The organism is Microbulbifer sp. YPW1 (assembly GCF_013367775.1).
Taxonomy (GTDB): domain Bacteria; phylum Pseudomonadota; class Gammaproteobacteria; order Pseudomonadales; family Cellvibrionaceae; genus Microbulbifer.
Genome location: NZ_CP055157.1, coordinates 3,337,494 through 3,359,362, shown reverse-complemented (window position 1 = coordinate 3,359,362; position 21,869 = coordinate 3,337,494). Strand labels below are relative to the sequence as shown.

Annotated in this window: 17 protein-coding genes; 5 read left to right on the top strand and 12 right to left on the bottom strand. The window is 54.8% G+C overall.

The features are described from left to right. Positions 1-238 precede the first annotated feature (238 nt). The 4 genes from HUW35_RS13650 to HUW35_RS13635 all read left to right on the top strand — a co-directional run bounded on the left by HUW35_RS13650 (position 239) and on the right by HUW35_RS13635 (position 5,134). Complete coding sequence (locus HUW35_RS13650; protein WP_255463302.1) at positions 239-1,384, top strand: MFS transporter; 1,146 nt, start codon at positions 239-241, stop codon at positions 1,382-1,384. Positions 1,385-1,581: 197 nt separating this feature from the next. Further along, positions 1,582-3,567, top strand: coding sequence for a M1 family metallopeptidase (locus HUW35_RS13645; protein ID WP_181252822.1), 1,986 nt, complete (start codon positions 1,582-1,584; stop codon positions 3,565-3,567). Beyond that, the gene (locus HUW35_RS13640) at positions 3,564-4,166 is read left to right on the top strand and encodes an NlpC/P60 family protein (protein ID WP_255463301.1); all 603 of its coding nucleotides are present in this window, start codon (positions 3,564-3,566) and stop codon (positions 4,164-4,166) included. Before HUW35_RS13645 ends, HUW35_RS13640 begins: the two co-directional genes overlap by 4 nt. Continuing rightward, positions 4,151-5,134 (top strand): N-acetylmuramoyl-L-alanine amidase, encoded by a 984-nt coding sequence (locus HUW35_RS13635; RefSeq protein WP_181252821.1) that lies wholly within the window; start codon positions 4,151-4,153, stop codon positions 5,132-5,134. Before HUW35_RS13640 ends, HUW35_RS13635 begins: the two co-directional genes overlap by 16 nt. Here the strand turns inward: HUW35_RS13635 and HUW35_RS13630 are convergent. The 7 genes from HUW35_RS13630 to HUW35_RS13605 all read right to left on the bottom strand — a co-directional run bounded on the left by HUW35_RS13630 (position 5,104) and on the right by HUW35_RS13605 (position 14,547). Then, the gene (locus HUW35_RS13630; RefSeq protein ID WP_181252820.1) at positions 5,104-6,066 is read right to left on the bottom strand and encodes a glutamate cyclase domain-containing protein; all 963 of its coding nucleotides are present in this window, start codon (positions 6,064-6,066) and stop codon (positions 5,104-5,106) included. The genes HUW35_RS13635 and HUW35_RS13630 overlap by 31 nt on opposite strands. Then, complete coding sequence (locus tag HUW35_RS13625; protein ID WP_255463615.1) at positions 6,067-7,014, bottom strand: biotin-dependent carboxyltransferase family protein; 948 nt, start codon at positions 7,012-7,014, stop codon at positions 6,067-6,069. It lies immediately after the preceding gene. Next, on the bottom strand, positions 7,007-7,717 hold the full coding sequence (gene pxpB, locus HUW35_RS18895; RefSeq protein WP_255463300.1) for a 5-oxoprolinase subunit PxpB: 711 nt from the start codon (positions 7,715-7,717) through the stop codon (positions 7,007-7,009). Before pxpB ends, HUW35_RS13625 begins: the two co-directional genes overlap by 8 nt. 14 nt (positions 7,718-7,731) lie before the next feature. Beyond that, complete coding sequence (locus tag HUW35_RS13620) at positions 7,732-8,538, bottom strand: putative hydro-lyase (protein WP_181252818.1); 807 nt, start codon at positions 8,536-8,538, stop codon at positions 7,732-7,734. Next, entirely contained in the window at positions 8,535-9,971 is a 1,437-nt protein-coding gene (locus HUW35_RS13615) for an amidase (protein WP_181252817.1), read from the bottom strand. The genes HUW35_RS13620 and HUW35_RS13615 overlap by 4 nt, the downstream gene beginning before the upstream one ends. A 119-nt stretch (positions 9,972-10,090) precedes the next feature. Then, entirely contained in the window at positions 10,091-12,040 is a 1,950-nt protein-coding gene (locus tag HUW35_RS13610; RefSeq protein ID WP_219932571.1) for a glycoside hydrolase family 3 N-terminal domain-containing protein, read from the bottom strand. A gap of 146 nt (positions 12,041-12,186) precedes the next feature. Continuing rightward, a complete protein-coding gene (locus HUW35_RS13605; RefSeq protein ID WP_181252816.1) occupies positions 12,187-14,547 on the bottom strand; it encodes a TonB-dependent receptor in 2,361 nt (786 codons plus the stop codon). 652 nt (positions 14,548-15,199) lie between these two features. Between HUW35_RS13605 and HUW35_RS13600 the strand changes: the two genes are divergently transcribed. Continuing rightward, on the top strand, positions 15,200-16,117 hold the full coding sequence (locus tag HUW35_RS13600) for a LysR family transcriptional regulator (RefSeq protein ID WP_181252815.1): 918 nt from the start codon (positions 15,200-15,202) through the stop codon (positions 16,115-16,117). Positions 16,118-16,129: 12 nt separating this feature from the next. On the opposite strand, the gene HUW35_RS13595 is transcribed toward HUW35_RS13600, so the two are convergent. The 5 genes from HUW35_RS13595 to HUW35_RS13575 form a co-directional block, all read right to left on the bottom strand. After that, positions 16,130-17,527 (bottom strand): aminotransferase, encoded by a 1,398-nt coding sequence (locus HUW35_RS13595; protein WP_181252814.1) that lies wholly within the window; start codon positions 17,525-17,527, stop codon positions 16,130-16,132. Positions 17,528-17,661: 134 nt separating this feature from the next. Further along, positions 17,662-18,405: a L,D-transpeptidase gene (locus tag HUW35_RS13590; protein ID WP_181252813.1), complete on the bottom strand. Its 744-nt coding sequence runs from the start codon at positions 18,403-18,405 to the stop codon at positions 17,662-17,664. Continuing rightward, positions 18,398-19,606, bottom strand: coding sequence for an AGE family epimerase/isomerase (locus HUW35_RS13585; protein ID WP_181252812.1), 1,209 nt, complete (start codon positions 19,604-19,606; stop codon positions 18,398-18,400). Before HUW35_RS13585 ends, HUW35_RS13590 begins: the two co-directional genes overlap by 8 nt. Positions 19,607-19,622: 16 nt before the next feature. Continuing rightward, complete coding sequence (locus HUW35_RS13580; RefSeq protein ID WP_219932569.1) at positions 19,623-20,639, bottom strand: carbohydrate kinase; 1,017 nt, start codon at positions 20,637-20,639, stop codon at positions 19,623-19,625. 59 nt (positions 20,640-20,698) lie between these two features. Beyond that, on the bottom strand, positions 20,699-21,868 hold the full coding sequence (locus HUW35_RS13575) for a glycoside hydrolase family 10 protein (protein WP_181252811.1): 1,170 nt from the start codon (positions 21,866-21,868) through the stop codon (positions 20,699-20,701). Position 21,869: the final 1 nt, after the last annotated feature.

The following is a 21,869-nucleotide window of genomic DNA, read 5'->3' as shown; positions in this document are numbered from 1 at the left end:
TTCAACCTAAAGGAGCATTAATGCGCCGCGCTGAATAACTTATGCTGGACTGAAGAATAATCAGGGACGCCTCATAGCTGCTGATTCACCTATCGCTCAAACCGATCGAGGGTGATTCGCCAAACGCTTCAAAATACATAACATTGCGGATCAGACAGCATCTACTCGTCCGAAAGCCAATAACCAATAAATATCCGGTATGAATTCCATAAATCCGCTCCGCAGTCATCTGCCCTACATGGCAAGCTTGCTATTTGTCGCCATGATGGGCGCATCCATCCTGACGCTACTGCCTCTGTGGGTAGGCGCACTGACCGATCAGGGAATATTTAGCGGGCAACAAATTGGTTGGCTGGCCTCCGCAGATGTCATCGGCATATTCCTGAGTTCCGCATCCGCAATATTCTGGGTACGTAAATTGCCCTGGAAACCCGTGGTACTACTCGGCCTCGTCCTTTTTTGTCTCGCCAACCTCGCCAGCCTCGGAACGCAACAATTTATCCCGCTGATGGCAATTCGTATCTTTGCCGGGCTCGGCTGTGGCTCGGCTTACGCCATTGCCCTTGCGGGGCTCGGTGACCAGCGAAATCCGCAACTCGCCTTTGGTCTGATGGTTACCGCTCAGGTTGTTTTCGGCACCATCGGTTTCTTCGCGGTACCGCGTATCATGGGGGAGACAGATTTCAGTGGATTTTTCCACTATCTGAATGGGTGGCTAGTCATTACGATCGCACTATGCTTGATTGCTTTCCCACGCTCTGAAAAATCCCGCGATACGGGTAGTAGCATAGTTTCGACATTGCTGACGGCTCGCGCCCTGCTTGTGTTCGCCACGACGGTAATTTACTACTGCGGTGTATCTGCGGTCTGGGCTTATCTGGAGCGGATTGGTGTAAACCTCGGGCTGGGGAGCGCAGAGGTTGGAGATCTCCTGGGTATTGGCTTTGCGATCAGTGGACTCGGTTCGCTAGCCACTCCGTGGCTAAGCCAGTATCTCGGCCGTGTGATCACACTGATCATCGCCATGACAGCGCAGATGATCACCATGGCGGTACTGATTGGCGAATACAGCCTGAATGCCTACTGGCTGTATGCCATTACTTCCATCGTATTCCAGTTTTTCTGGAGCTTCTCGCTGCCGCTGCTGATGGATCAGTTCAATCGTGTGGACGACACCGGTCGTTTCATCGTGCTGTGCGCCAGTGCTTTCAAAGTTGGTGAAATTGTCGGCCCTCCTCTGGCCGCAGCACTTATCACTGTTGGCGGTTTTTCCTCAGTGCTGTACTTGGGCATTGGCTGCATGGCCGTAACGCTGGTGATCGCGCTCACTACCGAGCGGCGCAACCCGACCGATACCGCATCAGTAATGGCGGCGCCGGTATGAAGCACCGGGCCATAGTCAACTGTTCCCTGAAAAGGTGGCTAGGTACTTGCTTTCTGCTAGTGCTTGCTTCGCATGTGCAATATGCACACGCAGGATCAGCGCTGGATCCATTCAGCAGATTCACGCAAGAAGACCTCAACCTCGGGCAGTACCGAACTGCCAACGGGCTCCCTGCAGAGAATTACTGGCAGCAGAAGGTGGATTACACGATTTGGGCGGAGCTTGATCCCGCACTCAAGCGGATCAATGGCCGTGCCGAAGTGATTTATCACAACAACTCACCAGATCGACTCCAGTTTCTGTTCTTTGCACTGGATCACAATGCGCTCAAGCCGGGGTCAGCCGCTTCCTACAACCTGCAAGCCATTGCAAGTGAAGCAAGCCGTTCACGTGCCCAGGCCCGCTCTGAAGCGGCAGGTTTTATAATCCGCTCAGTGAGCGATGGAGCGGGCAAGGCGCTGCAGTGGGAGATTCGCGATACGAATTTACAGGTCCAGCTACCAAAAACGCTCGCATCCGGCGCACGTCAGTCGATTCAAATCCAATGGACATTGCCCCTCACGGATAAGGTCGCTACAGGAGCACGCAGTGGATTTGAGGTGCTCGACGATGGCGTCCCCATATTCGTGGCTGCGCAGTGGTTCCCCCGGGCGATCGCCTACACAGATTATGCAGGTTGGCAACTCAAACCCTTTCTTCAACAAGGGGAATTTTCCACTGAGTTTGGAGACTATCGGATATCACTGACAGTTCCCGCCAACTATGTCGTGGCGGCGAGTGGTGCTCTGCAGAACGCCGCAGAAGTCTTGAGCCCCGACCAGCTTGCCCACTGGCAGGCACCATCAACGACACCCACTCATATGGTCGACGAAATACAGGCACGAGATCAGCGCGCGACCTCTACGGGGGAAAGCATCGTCTGGAAATTTGCTGGTGAAGATCTCCGTGACTTTGCGTTCAGCGCGTCTCCGGCATTTATGTGGCAAATACAGATGGATAATCGTGGGCGCAAACTGCAACAGTTTTACCCCCGCGAAGCAGCACCACTTTGGGAGAGGTTTGGCTTGGCGGCCATCCAACATACCTTAACCGTATTCGATACCGCACTCTTCCCTTTGGAAGCAGATAGCATCAGCATTGTTAACGCTGCGGGTTTTGGTATGGAGTACCCGGGGCTCGCCACCATTGCCACTCGCCCTGAACGCCCGTTACCTACTGCGGAGCAGCCAGCCTGGAACCGCTCCACCAAATACGACTTTATTGGTACGGTCATTCACGAAGTGGGGCACAACTATCTGCCGATGCGCGTCAATACCGACGAGCGGGAATGGGCATGGCTGGATGAGGGCCTGGTGAGTTTTATTGAGTACCGCGCAGAACATAGCTGGGAAGCCAATTTCGATGTGATTTATGGCGAGCCTCGCACTATTGCCGGCTACACCGATAGCGCATCCAGCCAACCCATCATGAGCAGCGCGGACTCATTGCATCGGAAAATTGACAACGCGTATAACAAGACCGCCAGCATGCTCAATACACTGCGTCATCTTGTTTTGGGCGAAGACGTGTTTGACCTGGCCCTGGCAAATTTTGCGCGTAACTGGCAGGGAAAGCGACCCATGCCAGGAGACTTCTTCCGCGCAATGGAAACGACTGCGGGTACAGACTTGAGCTGGTTCTGGCACAGCTGGTTTTACCAGAGCCATTCTATTGATCTGGCTGTAGCAGGTATCCGAATTGATGACCAGAACCTGCCAATAACGCCAGCGGAATCCATTGAGCCCAGTGCATTGGCGCATACAGTTGGCAAAATTCGCCAATTTGTCGTGGATAAATCCCCTCACCTTGCCGATGCCTACACCGAAAGCCTGGCTGATCCACTCCCAGAAATAACTCCGGTTTCAGCGGCTAATGAGCACAATGAAAGCGGGACGAAACACTGGTATACCCTCGAGATCACCAACCACGGGGAAGGTCTACTACCGGTCCCCTTGCAGTTGATCTTCAGCGACGGTAGCCAGCACAGAATCACCGTGCCAGCGCAGGCCTGGATGCGTGCACGGGAACAACTGGCCCTTCAGCTTCAACTGGTTAAAACACTTACTGGCGTGTGTACCGATCCGCTGTGGCTGACACCCGATACCAACAGAAACAATAATTGTGTGGAGGTTCAATCGCCATGAAAAGTAAGTCTCTTTCACTTTTCATCTCGACTTTTTTATCCCTCGCAGGCTGTAGTGAATCTTCGCAACCCGAGGGGGACTCATATTCACTAGAAACTTCTCCGACGGCCGTCATCGAAACACCAGCCGCCTCCCCGGTCGCCATGGGCGAAAGGCTCGTTGCTGAGGCCCTGCCCTGGGAAAACCGGGAATATCGGGTTGGCACGGCGGAACAATGCATGAACTGGACACGGGAAATACTCGTCGCAGCCTGCGGCCCGCACTTTGCCACACTGGAAACACGCAACCCATGGGACAAGCATCTACTTGGTGCCGACGACGAGCTGCTGCCGGAACACGTAGATTCATTGGCTGCCGATGAGTTCGGCCAGAAAATTGCGACAATCGATGCACTGCAACCTGGTGACCTCGTTTTCCTTAAAAATACCTATGGTGATTGGGCCGAGGGTGTGCTGACCCATGTGGGTATCGCCCTGGGAGATGGGCGCTATATCCACCGCATGACCTCCAACGACGGACTCGTAAAGATCAACACCATCCCTTCTGAGGATTTTGACTCAGGTATTCGACTGAAGGATTCACTATGTCAAGCACAATAATACATACACTGGGGCGCGCCGCCCTGCTCAGCTCGGCAGTAACCATGGCGGTGCTGAATCTAGGCTGTAGCAGCACGAGTGCCGGCCTCAATCACGAGAGCGATGCCTATAAAATTGAAGTCGTTGAGTCGAAAAATGCGAGTGAGCGCGTTCGATTTCTGGTAATGCATTTCACCGCAATCGACTTCGATACCTCTTTGCGGGTACTCACTCAACCCAGTTCCTCACCGGTAAGTTCGCACTACCTGGTGCCGGAAAGCGACGATCCCAGCTACCCGCATGAGGACCTGAGGGTTTACCAGCTAGTGGACGAGACGCGCCGGGCCTGGCATGCGGGCCCGAGTATCTGGGAAGACCGCAGCCAATTGAACGACCACTCCATTGGAATTGAGATAGTCAACAAAAGTCACTGTCACCCACCCGCGGAATCGACGCCGGGAGCTGAGACAGAGGCCGTATGTTTCTTCCCGGACTTCGATCCCAAACAGATGGAGCTGGTGATTGCGCTCTCGAAGGATATTCTGGCACGCTACCCGGATATTTCTCCTACCCGAGTGATCGGCCACGGAGACATTATCCCGCAGTGGAAAATTGATCCTGGCCCCAAATTTCCCTGGCAACAGCTGGCCGAAGCGGGTATTGGTGCATGGTTTGATGATGAAGCAGTAACGCGTCACCTGGACTATCTGAATGGCAACACCACCAGTGATCGGGAAAGTGTTCGCTTGCGATTTGCCCAGTGGCTCAGCGACTATGGTTACGGTATCGACCCGGAAACAGCGACTGATGAGGAAATCACGCTGTATACCCGCGCCTTCCAGTACCACTTCCGTCCCTGGAAAGTGGATGGCGAGGTAGACAATCACAGTCGGGCAATCTTGCTCGCCCTTTTGGAAAAATATTTTCCACAAAAACTCAGTGGTTACCCCGATATCAATCAGGCGGTGCTGGCTGCCAAGGATTCCTGAGGGCTCGCAGGTACTACCGAACCTCCTCCCTGCGCAATCACGGAGGAGGTCAACGCCAGCACACCCTCGAAGAGTGACTGGCTGCGGAACAGGGGTAGTCCGTCTTCCGTCGCAATCGCGCAACCAGTCACTCCATCCACCATACCCACATCGACCAGTGCCTCAAGACACTCGGATAATACAAAGCCGTCAAGAAGCGGACGTCGAATACAGGCTGATGCGAGTGCAAGTAAACCGTACGCACCCCAGTTAGAAACATCTGCAATTACAAGCTCATCTGTGGTAGCTGTGGCGCACGACACAGGAAGGTCCTGCAATTGCTTGCGCACCTGCCCCATTCCCAGCTCATTACCGCCATCTGCGATCGCCAGTGTCGGGCAATCTGCCTTTGAAAGCATTAGCTCCCAGGGAAGCACACCATCATCGATGAGTTCAAAACGCATATTCCGGTAGTGACCGTCAACTGCTGCGCCAGGTACCTCAATAAATACGATCAATGTAGGGGAAAACCAGTTCAGAAATTGGTCTACCCTTTCTTCAAAGCTTTCTCGGTCAACTGGAAACACGGACTTCGCGATCTCTTTTCCTTCCGGAACCGCATTTGGTAGTGCCTCTGCCAGTAACTCTGCATATTCCCGCATACCCAGTAATGATACTTCAGAGCCCAATGCGCGGAGACCTCGTGCTAGCGCGATAGCACCAGCCGGGCCGTCTGTCTCGTAGTGCCCGCTGACGGGAAAACCGCTAACGATCGCCACACGCTGTCGATGCTGCAACAGTGTTTGAACCGCGGGTAGCAAGTAATCGCGATAACCGCTATTGCGCACAGTTTCCATACCCCGGAGATTTCCGGCCACCAACAAACCCTCGATTTGAGCTGCCAAGTGCACGGTATCGGGACGTCGAAAGATATTCAGGGAATAACTTGCCATTTATGCGCACTCCTGTGCTGAAAAAAACTGAGTTTGAAACAACCATTCCCGCTGCGCCTCGGCGCGGTCTCCCAGGGAAAACTGCACGCTTGTTCCGGGGCGTGCCTGAGCTAGCCGATCCAGATCCGCACGGTACACATGACCGAGTTTCGGATAGCCCCCGATGGTCTGGCAATCGGGCATCAGGACAATTGGCAGGCCATTCGCGGGAACCTGGATGGCACCAGCACCAACCGCCTCGGAAATCATGCTTCCCGGCGCATCTGGCAATGAAGTACCCTTGAGCCGCACGCCCATTCGATCGGATTCGGCAGCCACTTCAAATGAGGAATCAAAAAACTGGTGGCGGCTTTGTGCAGAGAATTGTGCAAACTGGTTAGAGGGAACGACACGTAGCTCGATAGGGCCTTTATAGGTACGTCGAAACTTGGGCGGTACCCAACGGTCCGAAACCCAGTCGGCATCCACTGTTGATACCTGGAGCCGATCACCGGCCTGAAGCCGCACACCATCACCGTGCAGGCCTCCAAGTCCGTCGCCGATACTGGTTGCACAGCTACCACATATCATGGGCGCTACAATACCACCGCGCATTGCCAGGTATCCGCGCAGTCCACTGGTCGCATATGCTGCCGATAGCACATCCCCGGCTGAAGCGCGGTAAGTGCACCAGCTGTTTAAAGGCCGATCATTCAACTTCCAATGCATGTCTGCCCCGGTCACCGCAAAATGGCAAACATCGGCAAAACGCAATCGAAACTTCCCAAGACAGATTTCAACCAGTGGCGCGCTGTCGGGATTACTCAACAGGCGGTTAGCCCAGCCTGCCGCATGTCTGTCAGCGACACCGCTGACACTGATACCCAGGTGCTGGGCACCAAAGCGCCCTTTATCCTGAAGCAAGGCAAGCGGCCCTGCCTCCAGGATTTGTGCAGCATATCTACTCATCCAGACACCCCCCCTCATCCAGAAACGCGTGCCGCGATACTGGCTGGAACCGGACAAGATCACCGACATTAAGCAACACATCGGGTTTGCCATGCCTGCAAGAAAATAATGCTTTGGGACAACGGCCAATAAGGTTCCACCCCCCGGGGCTGGCAGAGGGGTAGACGGCGGCTTGCATGCCGGCGATAGCTACTGAACCTGCTGGCACTCTGGTACGCGGGGTCTCCATACGGGGGACGCGCAGGGCCTCTGGTGTCTCTGCCAAAAACGCAAACCCGGGACGAAAACCCAGCGCGTGCACCCGATAGGTCTGGGTACTGTGCGCGGCAACGACCTGCTCTTCTGTCAGCCCGGTCTGCCGAGCGACCCGTGGAAGATCCGGCGCCACTTCTTCTCCGTAGTACACCGGTAACACAACTAAATCACTTTGTTGCGCTGATGATTGTGACAATAAAGACAATTCATCATCGAGTTTGTCGACAATACGCCGGATGTTGCTGCACACGGTGTAAAAATCACTGCGCAGTAAATCGTAATACACCGTAACGCTACAATAGGAGGGAACCAGATCTTGCAGTAGGTGACCAATTTCTCGCCGCGCCTGTGTACTAAACCTGAGTACTCGTGCGAGCGCGAGTTCTCCGGGCTGCTCCGCCAGATACACAGTAATAGCGTTGTCACCGGCATCCTCTAACCGAACCATGATGCCTCCGCTAACTACCAGCCCAACACACCGGTATCAGTCACCGCCTCCAGCGAAGCGTTCAGCCGGTCGGTAATCAGCATGTGGCCCGGAGCATGGGTAATACAGAAGTCCAGCCGGGCATTGCGCAACGCTTCAATGGCGGTTACTCCACAGGCCCAGAATGCAGGAACTTCCTCGGAGTGGATGGTCACGGCGTCACCAAATTCGGGCGCGTTAATATCTGCAATTCCCAACGCCTGGGGGTCACCTGCATAAACCGGCGCGCCGTGAACCAGTGGGTATCGCCCGGAAACTTCACAGGCGCGCTCTACCCCTTCACCGGGAAATGGCCGCATGCTCACGACCAGTTTTCCGTGAAAGGGGCCTGCGGACTCGCAGGGAATATCTGTGCGATACATTGGTACGTTGGCACCTTCGGTAATATTGCGCACTTCAAGGCCACCGCCAATCAGTGCCTCTTCAAAAGAAAACGAACAGCCCAGTGCAAAGGTAACCAGGTCCTCTCGCCAGATATCCCGAATATCGGTCGCTTCCTGTGGCTCCTGATCAGCGCGATGTACCAGATAGCGGGGAACATCAGTACGAATATCGATATCTTCCCCCAAGGTAGGCAATAAATATTGTCCCGGCTCGGCGCGATGCAGCAGAGCACAAGCACGACTGTTGCGCTTGCAAAAATCTGCAAACGCATCTGCATATTGCAGCGGTACCATGGCGATGTTTGCCTGCACATAGCCCGCTGCCAAACCGGAAGTGGGCCCACAAAATCGGCCTGCGCGGATTTCCGCCCGAATCACACTCGCGCACTGTTTGATCATGAATTTAATACCTGTAAGTTCATCGGCCGGTTGTCCGCATGAATAAACGGGCCGGTAACAGCTTCAATACCAAGAGCAAACTGCAACAAGCGGCCATCGGCATAGGGATGCCCGACCAGCTGTACCCCGGTGGGAACCCCGTTATCGGCGAAACCACTGGGAAGCGAGAGGACCGGGCAACGACTTAGGGTGTTGAATGGGTAGGTCATAAACCACCCTTTCACCGGGTCCACCTCTACACCACCCACTTCCATCGAATCCCTACTGTAATCAAAATCTGCAGGGACACGGGTACTACAGACCGTGGGACACAACAGAAAATCGTAGTCTCGAAACACCTGCTCAAGCGACTGCCACATATGCTGAGCATATTCATTGGCTTCCAGAATTCGCTGCGGTGATGCGGCGGCGGAAAGTGAGAAATAATGTTTTACGTAACTGGTCAGCTGTGCGCGACACTCGGCGTGATCGTATTTCTTGCGCAGCATATGCCCCATCTGCGCGCCCTGATGAATCTGCGCAGTACGGATACATCGGGCATCCCAGTCGAGTGAGACCAACTCTACTTCCGCCCCTGATGCACGAAGTGTTTCCGCGTAGGAAAGTGTATTCCGGCGCACATCGTCATCCAGCGGAAAGAATCCGAGATCCAGTGACAACCCCACCTTCACTCCGCGTAGATCCAGCGGCTGCGATGCCACCGGTTCCTTTGCCATCTGCGACATCAGGTCAACCGGGTGCGGGCCAGAAATCAGGTTATACAACAGCACCATATCCCGCACACTGCGGGTCAACATGCCGTGATGCACATAGGGGTCGACATTGTAGGGAGGAATCTCAGGGATACGCCCATGGGAGGCTTTCAAACCGACCAAGCCACACTGGGAAGCAGGGATGCGTACCGAACCGCCCATATCGGTGCCGTTGGCGATGGTGCTCAAACCTGCGGCCATGGCCGCGGCAGCGCCGCCGGAAGATCCGCCGGGGGTAATGTCGGTATTCCAGGGATTGCGGGTAACCCCCCACAGGTCTGACCAGGTGTAGGAGGCAACGGAAAATTCCGGAGTGGCGGTACGCGCGTGAAAAATGGAGCCAGCTGCCATCAGTCTTTCAGGCACCGGGTCCGTTACATCCGCCACATTATTTTGCAGCAAACGCGAACCATTGGTGGTCACCTCACCGCGGACATAGGTTTCGTCCTTGATCGCGGTGATGACACCTTCCAGTGGCCGCGCCTCATTGCGCATATACGCCTGTTCGGCAAGGCGCGCCTGTTGCTGAGCACGCTCAAACCGGCACTGGGTAAACGGGTTGATCTCGCCACCGATTTGTTCAAAACGCTCGATTTGTGCCTGCAGTACGTCAACCGGGGAAACTTCCCGTTTTTTATAGCGCTGCAGTACCTCACAGGCATCTAGGTAACACAAATCCATTTCCATGGCGCACCTGTTTTTTCTAACTTCGATACCCGTAAGTGTGAAGATCTATAGCGATACAACTAAATGACTAACCAAAGGTAGAACCGATAGGAGTGGACGTTGCCTTACCACCGTCAACCCTCGTCACTCGTGGAAGCATTGCTCGCATGGAGTGCGTCGGATACGGAAACCGTCACTGGCATTTGGCCCGAAGCCGGTTCCGAGCTGACCAGCGCGTTGGCCAGGGCGCGATAAATCGGCCCCTCCAGAGTCCGATCGGGCCCGATAAATGCCTTGTAGTCAAAACTTGCCAGGTGTACATCTGCAAGTGCCTTGAAGCGTGCCGCTTCATAAGGGGAGCGCATACTGATAAATACGGTCTTCGCCCCGCGCGCACTGGCGGCGCTCAGTGATTGACGATAGATTTCGTAGAGCGTTTCCTGGTCCACAATACGCTCCTGTAGCGTTGGCAGGTCCTCCATTCCTCCGAGCTCCACGGCGCTTTCCCCCGGCACAATGCTCGCCACGATCAATATGTCCGCATCGGACTGCGAAACCTCATCCGCCGCCCGCAGAGGCGACAGTACCGATACTTTCGCATCACTTACCTGCGCCAGCGCGATACTGAACGCTTCGCCAATAGCACGATTGGGGGCAAGCACTTGTACCTGCTGAGTCTTCCCGTCAATCACGGGTAGTGCAGACGCTCGCGGCGTAAAAATATGGGTCAGCGCTGCGCTCGCGAGATTATCGGCCAATACGCGATGCTCAGCCGTGGCCAATACCGCTGCCGCACTATCGACGGCCTCACCCTCTTCAAGCCGGACCCATTGGTTATCGATATAGGTCTGCTTCAAGCGTTGCACCCGAGCCAAAGAAACATCCAGCTCATCCAGTGACAGCTCGCCGGCCTCCACGGCAGAAACTACCCGACCAATCAGCCGATCCAGCTGCACCAGGTCCTCCGGGTAGCGAATTTTGATGGGCATCAGTGCGATATCCGCCCCGGCAGCGAAGGTATTTACCACCGCCTCTTCCGGCGTAAAGTAGTCGCTGATCCCGGCCATATTGAGGGAGTCGGTCACAATCACTCCCTGGTAACCCATCTCTTCACGCAGGATGCCGGAAAGGATCTTGCGAGACAGTGTCGCGGGGGCAAGCATTTGCTCACCAGAGCGGGAGGTCAGCGTCGTGGTGTCCAGCGCCGGATATTGAATATGCGCTGTCATTGTCAGCGCCGGCTGCGCGTTCAGAATGACCTGCTGAAACGGCAAGAGGTCAACTGCGCGAGCCTGCTCCAGGGAGCGCTCAACCCTCGGCAGCCCCGTATGGCTGTCGACACTGGTATCGCCGTGACCCGGAAAGTGCTTTACGGTTGCGGCCACACCCCGCCGCTGAAATGCGGCAACGCTCGCCGACCCGAGATCCGCCACTACTTGTGGCTTCTCACTGTAGGAGCGCACATTGATGACCGGGTTGTCCGGGTTGCTGTTTACATCCAGCGTGGGGGCAAAATTTACATTGAAACCCAGCGCGCGGAGCTGATCTGCCATCACGACTGCCGTGGCGCTGGCAAACCGGTCGCCTTCGCGGGCATAGGTCGCACCAATGGCCATATTGCCGGCAAAAGCCGCGGCCTCATTGCGCGGCAAGCGGTTTACTCGCCCACCTTCCTGATCAATACCGATCAACAGGGGCAGGCCACTGCGTGACTCCGCGGCAGCCTGCTGCAGAGCCCTATTCAGCCTTACGATTTGCGCGCTGTTTTCGAGGTTATCGGCGAACAGGATAATGCCACCGAGGTCGGTATCCCGAATCATGCTGGCCAGCTCCAGCGGAAGTTCTGTAACCGGATTGTTGCACTGGCGATTACCCGCCTTGCCCGCCGCGGGCCGCTGCATATCTGGGCAGAAGTACCGGATATCCAGCATCAGCTTTTGCGCGATCTTCTGCGGCAGGTCCAACGCCTTGCCCGTATCAGCTGACGCCCCCGGATGTGACTCGCCGCACCCGCCAATACCCGCCGCGATAACCATCACCGAGCAGAATTTCACAGCCTTGGACAGAACGCTTTCAACCCGCATAATAAATAACCAATTTCAAAATTAAGTGACGCATGGAATATTTTATTCTTCACATTTAGCGCCGCTGTGCAACAGGAAGTTTGCAAAAAGAAAAAAGGGGGCGAAAACGCCCCCAATGGTTCACAAGATGACGATCAGGAAAGAAATTAGAAGTCGTAAGAAACGTTCAGTCCCAAGGTCCGGGGCATGGTCTGGATCAGTCGGTCTCCCACATAGTTCTCAGACTGATAAGAAACCTCGGCACGCTCGTTGGTCAGGTTACGAGCCCAAAGCCCGGCTCTCCACTGATCCCCGCTGAGCCCGACATTTGCACTGTACAGGGTGTAAGAATCATACCGGTAGACATCTTCATCTGGAGAATCAGATCGGTCGCTCTGAATTTCACTGGTATAGGAACCACGCACGCTGGCTGAAAGAGTCAGCCCGCTACTCAGGTCATGGTAAAAATTCGCCCCAAGGTTGTGCCGCCATTCCGGCGCCCCCCCCAGAAGCCCACCCTTGGACCAGGTGCGGCACTCGGAACCACCGGCATAGAGACAAACTTCTTCTGTTTCCGCCCATTTGGCCTCAGTGGTAGCAGTAGAATAGGTAAGAGATACGTTATCATTAAGCCGTAATCGACTTGAAAACTCCCAACCACGAGACTCTGCATCTGGGCCGTTAGTAGTGCCATTCAGGGGGAAACTGTTGATGGACTGACTGTAATATGTCTGGGTGTTTTCCCACGCAATTTGATAGACATTGGTTTCTATGTATAGCGCATCATCAAAAAATGAACCTTTGAGACCCAGTTCGAAGTTATCGACAGAGTCCGGCTCATAGTTTTGTGTATCTTCGGCTACAACTTGATCCCCCTGATCTTTGAAGCCATTCACGCCGCCACGCCGGAAGCCCTGCGACGCCGTCGCGTAGAGCAATACGTTGTCTACTACCTCGTAAGCAGTATTAAACTTGAAAAATTTCTCGCCGGATGCTGAATTTTCGATGGCGCCTCTGGTATCAACCAATCCGAATGCATAGTCGGTGATTTGCGGGTCAGCTTCATCTGAATAGCTAAAGACACGAGCCCCCAGGGTCACATCCCATCGATCAGTAACTGAATAGGTTAGCTCACCAAATAACGCCAGCTCTTGATAGTCCGTATTGATATCTTCGGCGTAGCCAACATCTGTGCTACCGCCAATTTCATCACGAATCAACCCACCCACTTCATCCAAAGTTGGGAAAAACTCCTGGAATGCAAGGCTGCGCTCCTGCTGGGTGTAATAGATACCTCCCACCCAGCTTAAGGGGCCATCTCCGGCGGACACAAATCGAGTCTCGTGACTAACCCCAGAATAGGTATTATCGAATTCCATATAAGGAGATTCGTCAGTTTGTTCCGGTGTCAGAGCACTCCAACCCCAATCTCCATAGTAAACAAATCCGATTCCATAATTCGCCTGTCCCTCCCTGGTATCCTCGAAATAGGAAGTGCTGGACTTCATCGAGAAATCCTGAAAATCCCATTCCAGATCCAATGAATCAAGTTTGAAAGAGCGATCTGCAAACTCTCGATAACGGCTGACTATAACATCCTGTCCGTATTGAAAAACATCGCCTTCCTCATTCGGATCAAGCGTTGTACCTCGGGAACCGTTTGCCAACTGACTCTGTTGTGCATGGGTGAAAGTCAACTTGGCATCTGGGTTCATCTGCCAGGCAAGCGCAATTTTCCCTGTGCTCACATACTGAAAATCGTCATTCTTAAGCAACGTATCACCGGAACCATCCGGACTAACCCAGGGATTATCTTCCCTAAAGGAAGGAGATACGGCACGATCGGTGAACCCTGCTTCATCCAAATAGGCAAACGAGGCTCGGACAGCCAGATTCTCACTTAATGGCTGGTTGATTACTACATCAGTGTCAGTACTCAAGCCTCCACCGTCAGTTTGATACATTCCCGTATTGAACCGGACTATGGATTCATCAAATTGAGGCTGGTTCGTAATATAGCGTACCGTTCCTCCCAAACTACCAGAACCGTAAAGCGTTCCCTGGGGCCCCAAGAGCGTTTCCACACGAGAAATATCTTTGATCCGATAACCGATATTTGGCAGTGGCGTTTCATCCAAGTAGTACGCCAATGTTGAGCGAACAAAAAACTCCAAGTTAGTTTGAGTTACTGCTGAAACATTAAGTCCGCGAACGGTAACCGAGTCAGCAAAACGCGCGGAGTTGGCGGGAGCACTTATCGTGACAGAATCTTCAATAAGACTTTTCAGATCAGTGATAGCGCGCTTCCGTAGCTCGGCCTCACCTATTGCTGAAATATTTATAGGAATATCCTCTACCGACGCTTCACGACGTGTAGCGGTAACTACGATACTCTCTATAAGCTCACTTTCCTTTTTGGACTTCTCCCTTTCAGATTCAGTGACTTCTTGGGAAATCGCTCCAGGAGCCACGCTTAGTGCAAAAGCAGATATAAGAAAAGAAATTGGCTTCTTGTTAAATGGCAACATACCCTAAATCCTTATTATAAATTGAGACTCTGTTCGTGGGCGCGCGAACTCATCCACCCTGCTATCAGGATCTCTTTGGCAAGCAGGAATTGGAAAATATCAACCATCGGCAATGACGATAGTTCGCCGGAGCTAAAATAGAATTGGCGCCAAATCCATCAAGAGAGCGCATTTTGCCCAATTTGCGCTCACGTCTGGCCATCCGTTGCACATCGCGCACCACAGTGGCGCATGGATTGCGCCGAAAAAATATGTGTTACTCACAAAGCAATAGCGTCAGTACCGCACAAACGCTGCCTGTATAACGATATTCGGATTAGGCTTAATGCGAATTACGCGAAGATCTCCGGTTAATTTCGGCCAGGAATTTGGTTAGCAAGAGACCAATAAGAAAACTATTCAGCCCCTGCTTTACACATCGATGCGCTCTGATAAAGTGAATTCCATAGGCCAAACCGATACAAGGTATTGCCTGAACAAGGCCCGGAACGCGGTAATGTCTGCAAATGAAAAATGAGGAACAACTGGAGGCCATCTAATGGCTTCTGGGACGGATGCTGGTGACAGACTGTTACAAACACCGTCACTCACAGGGTTCAATATCGGCTATACCACGACATAACAATAACCAGTAGAAACTATCAGGTCATATATGGAATCGCGCTTTTTTATTGCCCCGGAACAACTGGAAGCATTTGAGGCAGCGGCACGCAGCGGCTCTTTTTCTGCTGCGGCGCGATCTTTGGGTAAGGCGCAGTCCACCATTTCCGGATTGATCAGCAACCTGGAGATCGACACCGGTCTCAATCTGTTTGACCGCTCCGGTCGCGAGCCGAAACTGACCCCGCAGGGTCGCTCGTTACTGCACGATGTGCGCTCACTGCTCAACTCCTATTCCCGCTTCGAAGCCAAGAGTCGCAGCCTCAACGCAGGGCTGGAGGAGTCACTCACCATCGCGGTCGATGAATCCGCAATCGAGCTGAAACTACTGACGCAGAGTCTGGAATCCTTCTACGAGGAGTTCGGTACCGTCACCGTAACGCTGCTGCATGCCTCTGGTGACAGTGCGGCGGCACAGGTGCGAGAGGGCAAGGCAGATATCGGCATCGTATTGAGTCAAAGCGATTATCCGGAAGACTTTGATTTCCGCGGTGTCGGCAACTGCGCGTTTGTCATGGTTGCCGGTAAGACCCACCCTCTGAGCGCGCTGGACGCCGTAAGTATCCAGGACCTGCACAATCACCTGCATCTCCGCATCAGCGCAAGCAGTGATTCAGCGTCGATGCCGGAAAATGACCTCAGTGATCGCATCTGGTACCTCGAGAGTTATTCGCTGTTTATGACCATGCTGACTGCCGGCCTGGGCTGGGCGTTTACTCCTTTGCACATCGCCCGGCCATATATCGATAGCGGCGCAATCAGGGTGCTCGACACAGATTTCCAGCTGACCCCCTACCCTTACTGCACCGACCTGATCTGGTCACGGCGTAAAACATTGGGGCCGGCGGGTCAGCGGCTGATCGATGAAATCTCACGTGTATTGTCAGCCGAGACCGTTGAGCCTGCCTGAGAAGTCTGATGCCTACGCGATCATCTGACGCGCGCCAGATAGCAACCCGGCCTTGCGAAGGTCATGATGGGCCTGCTCAATCGCAGCGCCCAATTGCTCTACGATAAAGTCCACTTCGTCACGCCCCATCGTTAGTGGCGGTGACATAACATTGAGATGCACAATCGGCCGGACAATCAGCCCATTCTGCTCTGCCCGGTCCGATATCCACTTGCCAATATTCAGTTCATCCGGCAATAACCGTTTACTACCTTTGTCCGCCACGCTCTCCACGCACATCATAAAGCGCTTGCCGCGTACATCGCCCACCAGTGGCAGGTCGCGCAGCGAATGCAAGCGCTGCTCAAAATAGGCACCGACCTCGACCACGCGTTGTAACAGGTTTTCCCGCTCAATGATCTCTATGTTTTTCAGCGCCGCCGCACAGGCTACCGGGTGGCCTGAATAGGTATATCCACTGGCGAAGTAACGATCCGGATCGCCGGTTGAGATCACGTCATAGATACGATCGCTGAACAACGTCGCACCCAGGGGTTGGTAACCGGAGGTGAGGCCCTTGGCACAGGTGATGATGTCTGGCTGGATACCGAAAAGGTCTTTGGAGGCAAACCAGTGTCCCACCCGACCGAAGGCGGTAACCACTTCGTCTGCCACGAATAAGATGTCGTTTTCCCGGCACAATTCCCAGATACGACGGTTATATCCCTCCGGAGGAACGATCACACCGCCGGAACCGAGGATCGGCTCGGCAAAAAATGCGGCAATGTTGTCTGCGCCCAGCTCGCGGATTTTCTGCTCGAACTCCTCCACGAGAAAGTCACAGAACTGCTGTTCATCCATTCCTTGCGGTGCGCGATAGGGGTTGGGGCAACTCAGGTGATGAATTGAGTCCTGGATGTAATCGAACTCCGGGATCTTGTCTCCCGACTTTCCGGTAATCGACATGGCTGCATAGGTACTGCCATGGTAGCCGCCTTTGCGGGCAAGGATATGCTTCTTGTGCCGCTTTCCCCGGCAGTTCTGATAGAAATGCACCAGACGGAATGCGGTGTCGATCGCGGTGGAACCGCCGCAACTGTAAAACACCCGATTGATATCCCCGGGTGCGAGTTCCGCCAGTTTTTTCGCCAGCTGGGCTGCGGGCGCATTGGAAATATCCACGAATGGATTGGCGTAGGCCATTTCCCGAACCTGCTCGGCGATGGCCTCGGCCATTTCCTCCCGGCCGAGACCGATATTGGTACACCAGAGGCCGCCCACCGCATCAAAGTACGACTTGCCCTGCTCATCCCACAGCCGTGCACCTTTGGCCCGCGCCATCATCAAGGCCCCCTCTTCCTCAAAGGAGTCAAAGTGGGTCCAGGGGTGCATCCAGTGGCGCTTGTCCGCCTGCCAGTTCTCGCTGCTCATCGCTTTGCTCAATCTCAACCTTTGTGGATGGCCGCCGCAAACGCGCGGACATTGAGCTCAGTGTAAACGGGGCACCCACAAGGAACAGTTTGTACCTATCGACAGCACCGATGGTTTGAGACTGTGTGTACGACCTACAGCTTTGGCAGGGCCCATCGCGCGCGCAGAGCATGATAGTGGGCCGCCGGCAAGGCGACGTACACCGGCTGCTTCCCGGCTTGCAGCCATTCGAGTACCGCATCCATCTGCGCTTCTGCCATGGCTGTGCATCCGGCGGTGGGGCTGCCAGCTGCCTTCCAGAGATGAACAAAAATACAACTGCCCGCCCCCGGCTCATTATCGGGATTGTGCGCAACGAAAATCCCCTTCTTGTACTGCTGATCCCCATAGTGAATATCACGGCGCATGCCTTCGGAGGAGCCCTTCACCGCCGCCTCACCGACCGTCAATGCGTCGACGGTCTGGTTATACAGTGGCGACGTCGGCACATCGATGCAGTAGTGGGATGCACGCATAGGCTGGTAATCGAGCCCCGTGTTCAGCATGTCCGGGTATCCAAACGCATCACCCAGGCTGAAAATTCCCGCGGGCGCCTTACCATCACCCTCGCGCTTTTTCGGGTCTCCTTCACCCATGACCGATTGCTGGTGCAATCCGATACCCCAGGCAAGGCCGGTGCGTCCCAGGTTCACGGGTATCGGCTTGAGCACCGGTTGCCAGCCGTCTTTCGTACGACGAAATGCATGCAGTTCTCCCGTGGTGGCCGCCCAATTGTCGGTGATAGTCACCAGTAGCTGCTGACTGTTCTCTGGCACCTGCGCATTCACATGCGTCGTGCAGGTCAGGATGAGCAGCAACAAAACCAGTTTTTTACACATGTCTGTTCCCCAGAAATAAACGCTGGACTTCCCAGCAAGCCCCAAGTGTGTGGTAGTCGCACTTGCCACCAGCAATACTTTTTTCATCGGAGTATTTGTGGTTTCGTCGGTTGAGCAGGCGATACCAGGCTCCGTGTTTATGATCGACAAAATGCGCCCAGCAGTAGGCCCAGATTTTGTCATACCACTGCCAGTAAAGATTCTCACCTGTGGCCTCGGCGAGCAGCGCCGCGGCGGCAAAGGACTCGGCCTGTACCCAGAAATATTTATCGTCGTCACAAATAGACCCGTCTGGCGCATGGCCATACAGGATGCCGCCATGCTCATTGTCCCAGCAGATCTCCAGTGCGCGATCGAACAAACTACGCGCACGCTCTATCATCCAGCTCTCCGGACGTACCCGGTGCAGTAATAACAGGAGTTTGCTCCATTCCGTCTGGTGACCGGGTTGAAATCCCCACGGGCGATACAGGTTCTTGGGGTCGTGCCGATTGTAGTCCCAGTCGATCTCCAGCTCCTTGGTATAGTGCTCCCAGATCAGCCCATCCGCTTTGTCCGCCAGGGTTATCGAGACGGTTTTTGCCAGGGCGTAGGCGCGATCGAGGAATACCGGATCATCCGTTGCCGCATATGCCGCCAGCAGCGCTTCACAGCAGTGCATGTTGGCGTTCTGCCCACGGTAGTCGGAAACGCGGCTCCAGCCGGCAGAGGCTTCATCGGCGTAAAGCGCCACATGAGGCTGCCAGAACTTGTCATTGAGCAAGTCCCAGGTTTTGTACAACTGCGCACGCACATTACCAATACCTGTTTGCACGCAGGTAGCCAGAGCCAGAATCACAAAGGCGAGACCGTAGCAGTGATTGGTCTGATCCACCGGCAGATTGTCCAGTAAAACCCAGTTGTAACCACCCCGCGCTGCATCCCAGTGGTACTTTATCAGGTAGTCCAATCCGGCTTCCGCCAGTGCCCGATACTCCACCTTGTCTGCTGCGTTCGCGGTGTTCTGGTAAGCGCTGCAGTAGTTGAAAATCATCCGGGTAGTACTGACCAGATGCTTGCTGCCCGGATTAAACACACGGCCATCATCCAGGAAGTTCTGGTGGAACCCTCCCCGTTCGATATCCCGCACATGCGGGCGGTAGAAGGCGAGGATACTGTCTATGTGTTGCTGCAAGAATTCGGGACTACGGAAATCCGACATAGGTGATGCTCCGGAACTAATCATTGGGAAGCTGGTTTCCCGGGGCCGCGGCACCGGCATTGAGGAAGTCTTGCAGACTCTTCTGGGTAGGCAGCGCGACAAATGCGCCGCGGCGTGACACCGCGTGGGCACCACAGGCGCAGGCGAACGCCAACGCCTTTTCATGTGCACCGGATTCGAGCCATTGCATCAGGGAACCTGCGCTGACATTGTCAGCCGCCAGCTGATAGATAAACCCACCAATAAACCCATCCCCTCCGGCGGTAGTGTCCACGGCGTTTACCGCCGGCGGTCGTACGCCTCCCCAGTCGCTGCGGGTCGCCCACTGCACCGGATGGCCACCGTCGGTCACCAGGATCAGTTGCGGACGCTGCTGCAGCTGACGGGAAATATAGCCTCCGGTTTCCGGGTTTTCTTCCGCGGCGAGGTATTCGAGTTCTTCCAGGCTGAGTTTGACAATATCGGACTTGGCAACCAGTTGATTGATGCGTTGGCGGTCCGCGTATCCGGTGGGCCAGAGATTGTGCCGGAGATTCACATCAAAGCTCACCAGCCAGCCGGCCTCTCGCGCCAGTGCAACGGCGGTGGCCGTTGTATCGGCAATGCCCTCTTCCGTCAGGCTGTTTGAGCAGATATGCAGAATTCCATTGCCGGCAAAGGTATCCGGGTCGAAGTGGCCTGCACGAAACAAAAGGTCCGCGGCCGGTGGTCGATAAAACTCGAAACTGCGCTCGCCATTTTCATCCAGAGAGACAAAGGCCAAAGCGGTTTTGGATTCCGGGGTGAACCGCACGTAATCCGTTTTTACCCCTTCTGCGTCGAGTGCGCCCTGCAGAAAGCGACCAAACGCATCCTCTCCGAGCATACCAGCGAAATAGGCGTTACCCCCCAGTTTCGCCACGGCGACGGCAGCGTTTGCCGGTGCACCGCCAGCGAACTTGGTAAACTGCTCGTGTTCAGTGGCGACACTGGCTCCGGATACCCGATTGGACAACATGTCCACCAGTGCTTCACCAAAACAGACGACTTTCACTGTGCTCCCCCTTGATTCGTTGTACGCGATCACTTCGTGGTTCTGTTACAGGCTCTCGGCTACAGGGCTTCGGGAAACCGCACGGGCCGTGACGCATAGGAGGATCGAATGATTTCCCGGTAGTGTTCCAGTCCTTCATAAAAGAAAAACACTTCGCCCAAAAGACCAGCCTCCCTATTAGCCGCCAGCATGCCGCGCATCAACTCCTGGGACGGCATGGTACTTCCTACCTTGATCAAAACCCCCGGCGCAAAGCTGGCGCGTTGCGCCTCAGGCACATAGCCAAGCGTTTCACGGAGCGTATTTCGATAGCTGTCCAGTTGGTGTCGATAAACCTGGGGAATTAACAGGTCTACGGAACCCTGCGCCAGCCAACTCGGCCAGTCCTGCAGGTACTGTTCACGCGACCAGGGAAAGACGGAGGGTGAAAAGGATACGATGGTATGAGGATCTTCCGCCTTGACCGCGCGATACAGGGCGGCGGCATATTGATTCAACCGGTTCGCCCGCCACTGAACCCACTGCGGATTTTTACTGTCCGCTGGCGGCAGCGCGCCGGTCTCATCGCGGTAAGCGGCGGCAATCCCAGGATTGTAGCCACCTTCGGAGGGCATCGCCGGCAGGCGGTCATCCCCCTGGATGCCATCAACGTCGTAGTTGCGCACCACCTCCAATACCAGTGAAGTCATGAAGGCCTGGACCTCGGGATCCAGTGCGTTCATCCATTCAAAGCCGTTTTTCGTTACCAGCTCACCATGGACATCCAGGGACGCCCAGTGTGGTTTACGCCTGATCAGCTCGCCCCCCTGCGCACCGTGTGATGCGGCGAACCCGAACTCGAACCAGGCAAACACCTTGATATTGTGCCGGTGGGCTGCATCGATCAGTTCCTGCAGCGGGTCGCGGCCCATTTGTTTAGGGTCAAGCTCGGGGTCCATGGCAACCCCGGTGAAGTCCTGCATGACCTGCGACGGATACAGGGTTTGGCCCTTGTTCCAGGTCACCACGAATATACTGTTGAGCCCAAGCTCAACGCATAATTCAACAGCCTGCTCAATCCCCTCCCGGGTGTACAGCACGTCACTGGCGACGTTGGTCAGCCAGACGCCGCGCACGGCTTCTGGCAGCGACTCCGTACCGCTGTTTACCGGCAACTGGTGCGACACTACCTGTGCGGCACACAGGTGTGCCCAAAGAAGCAGCAGGGTGAACACCCACAAACGGATCATA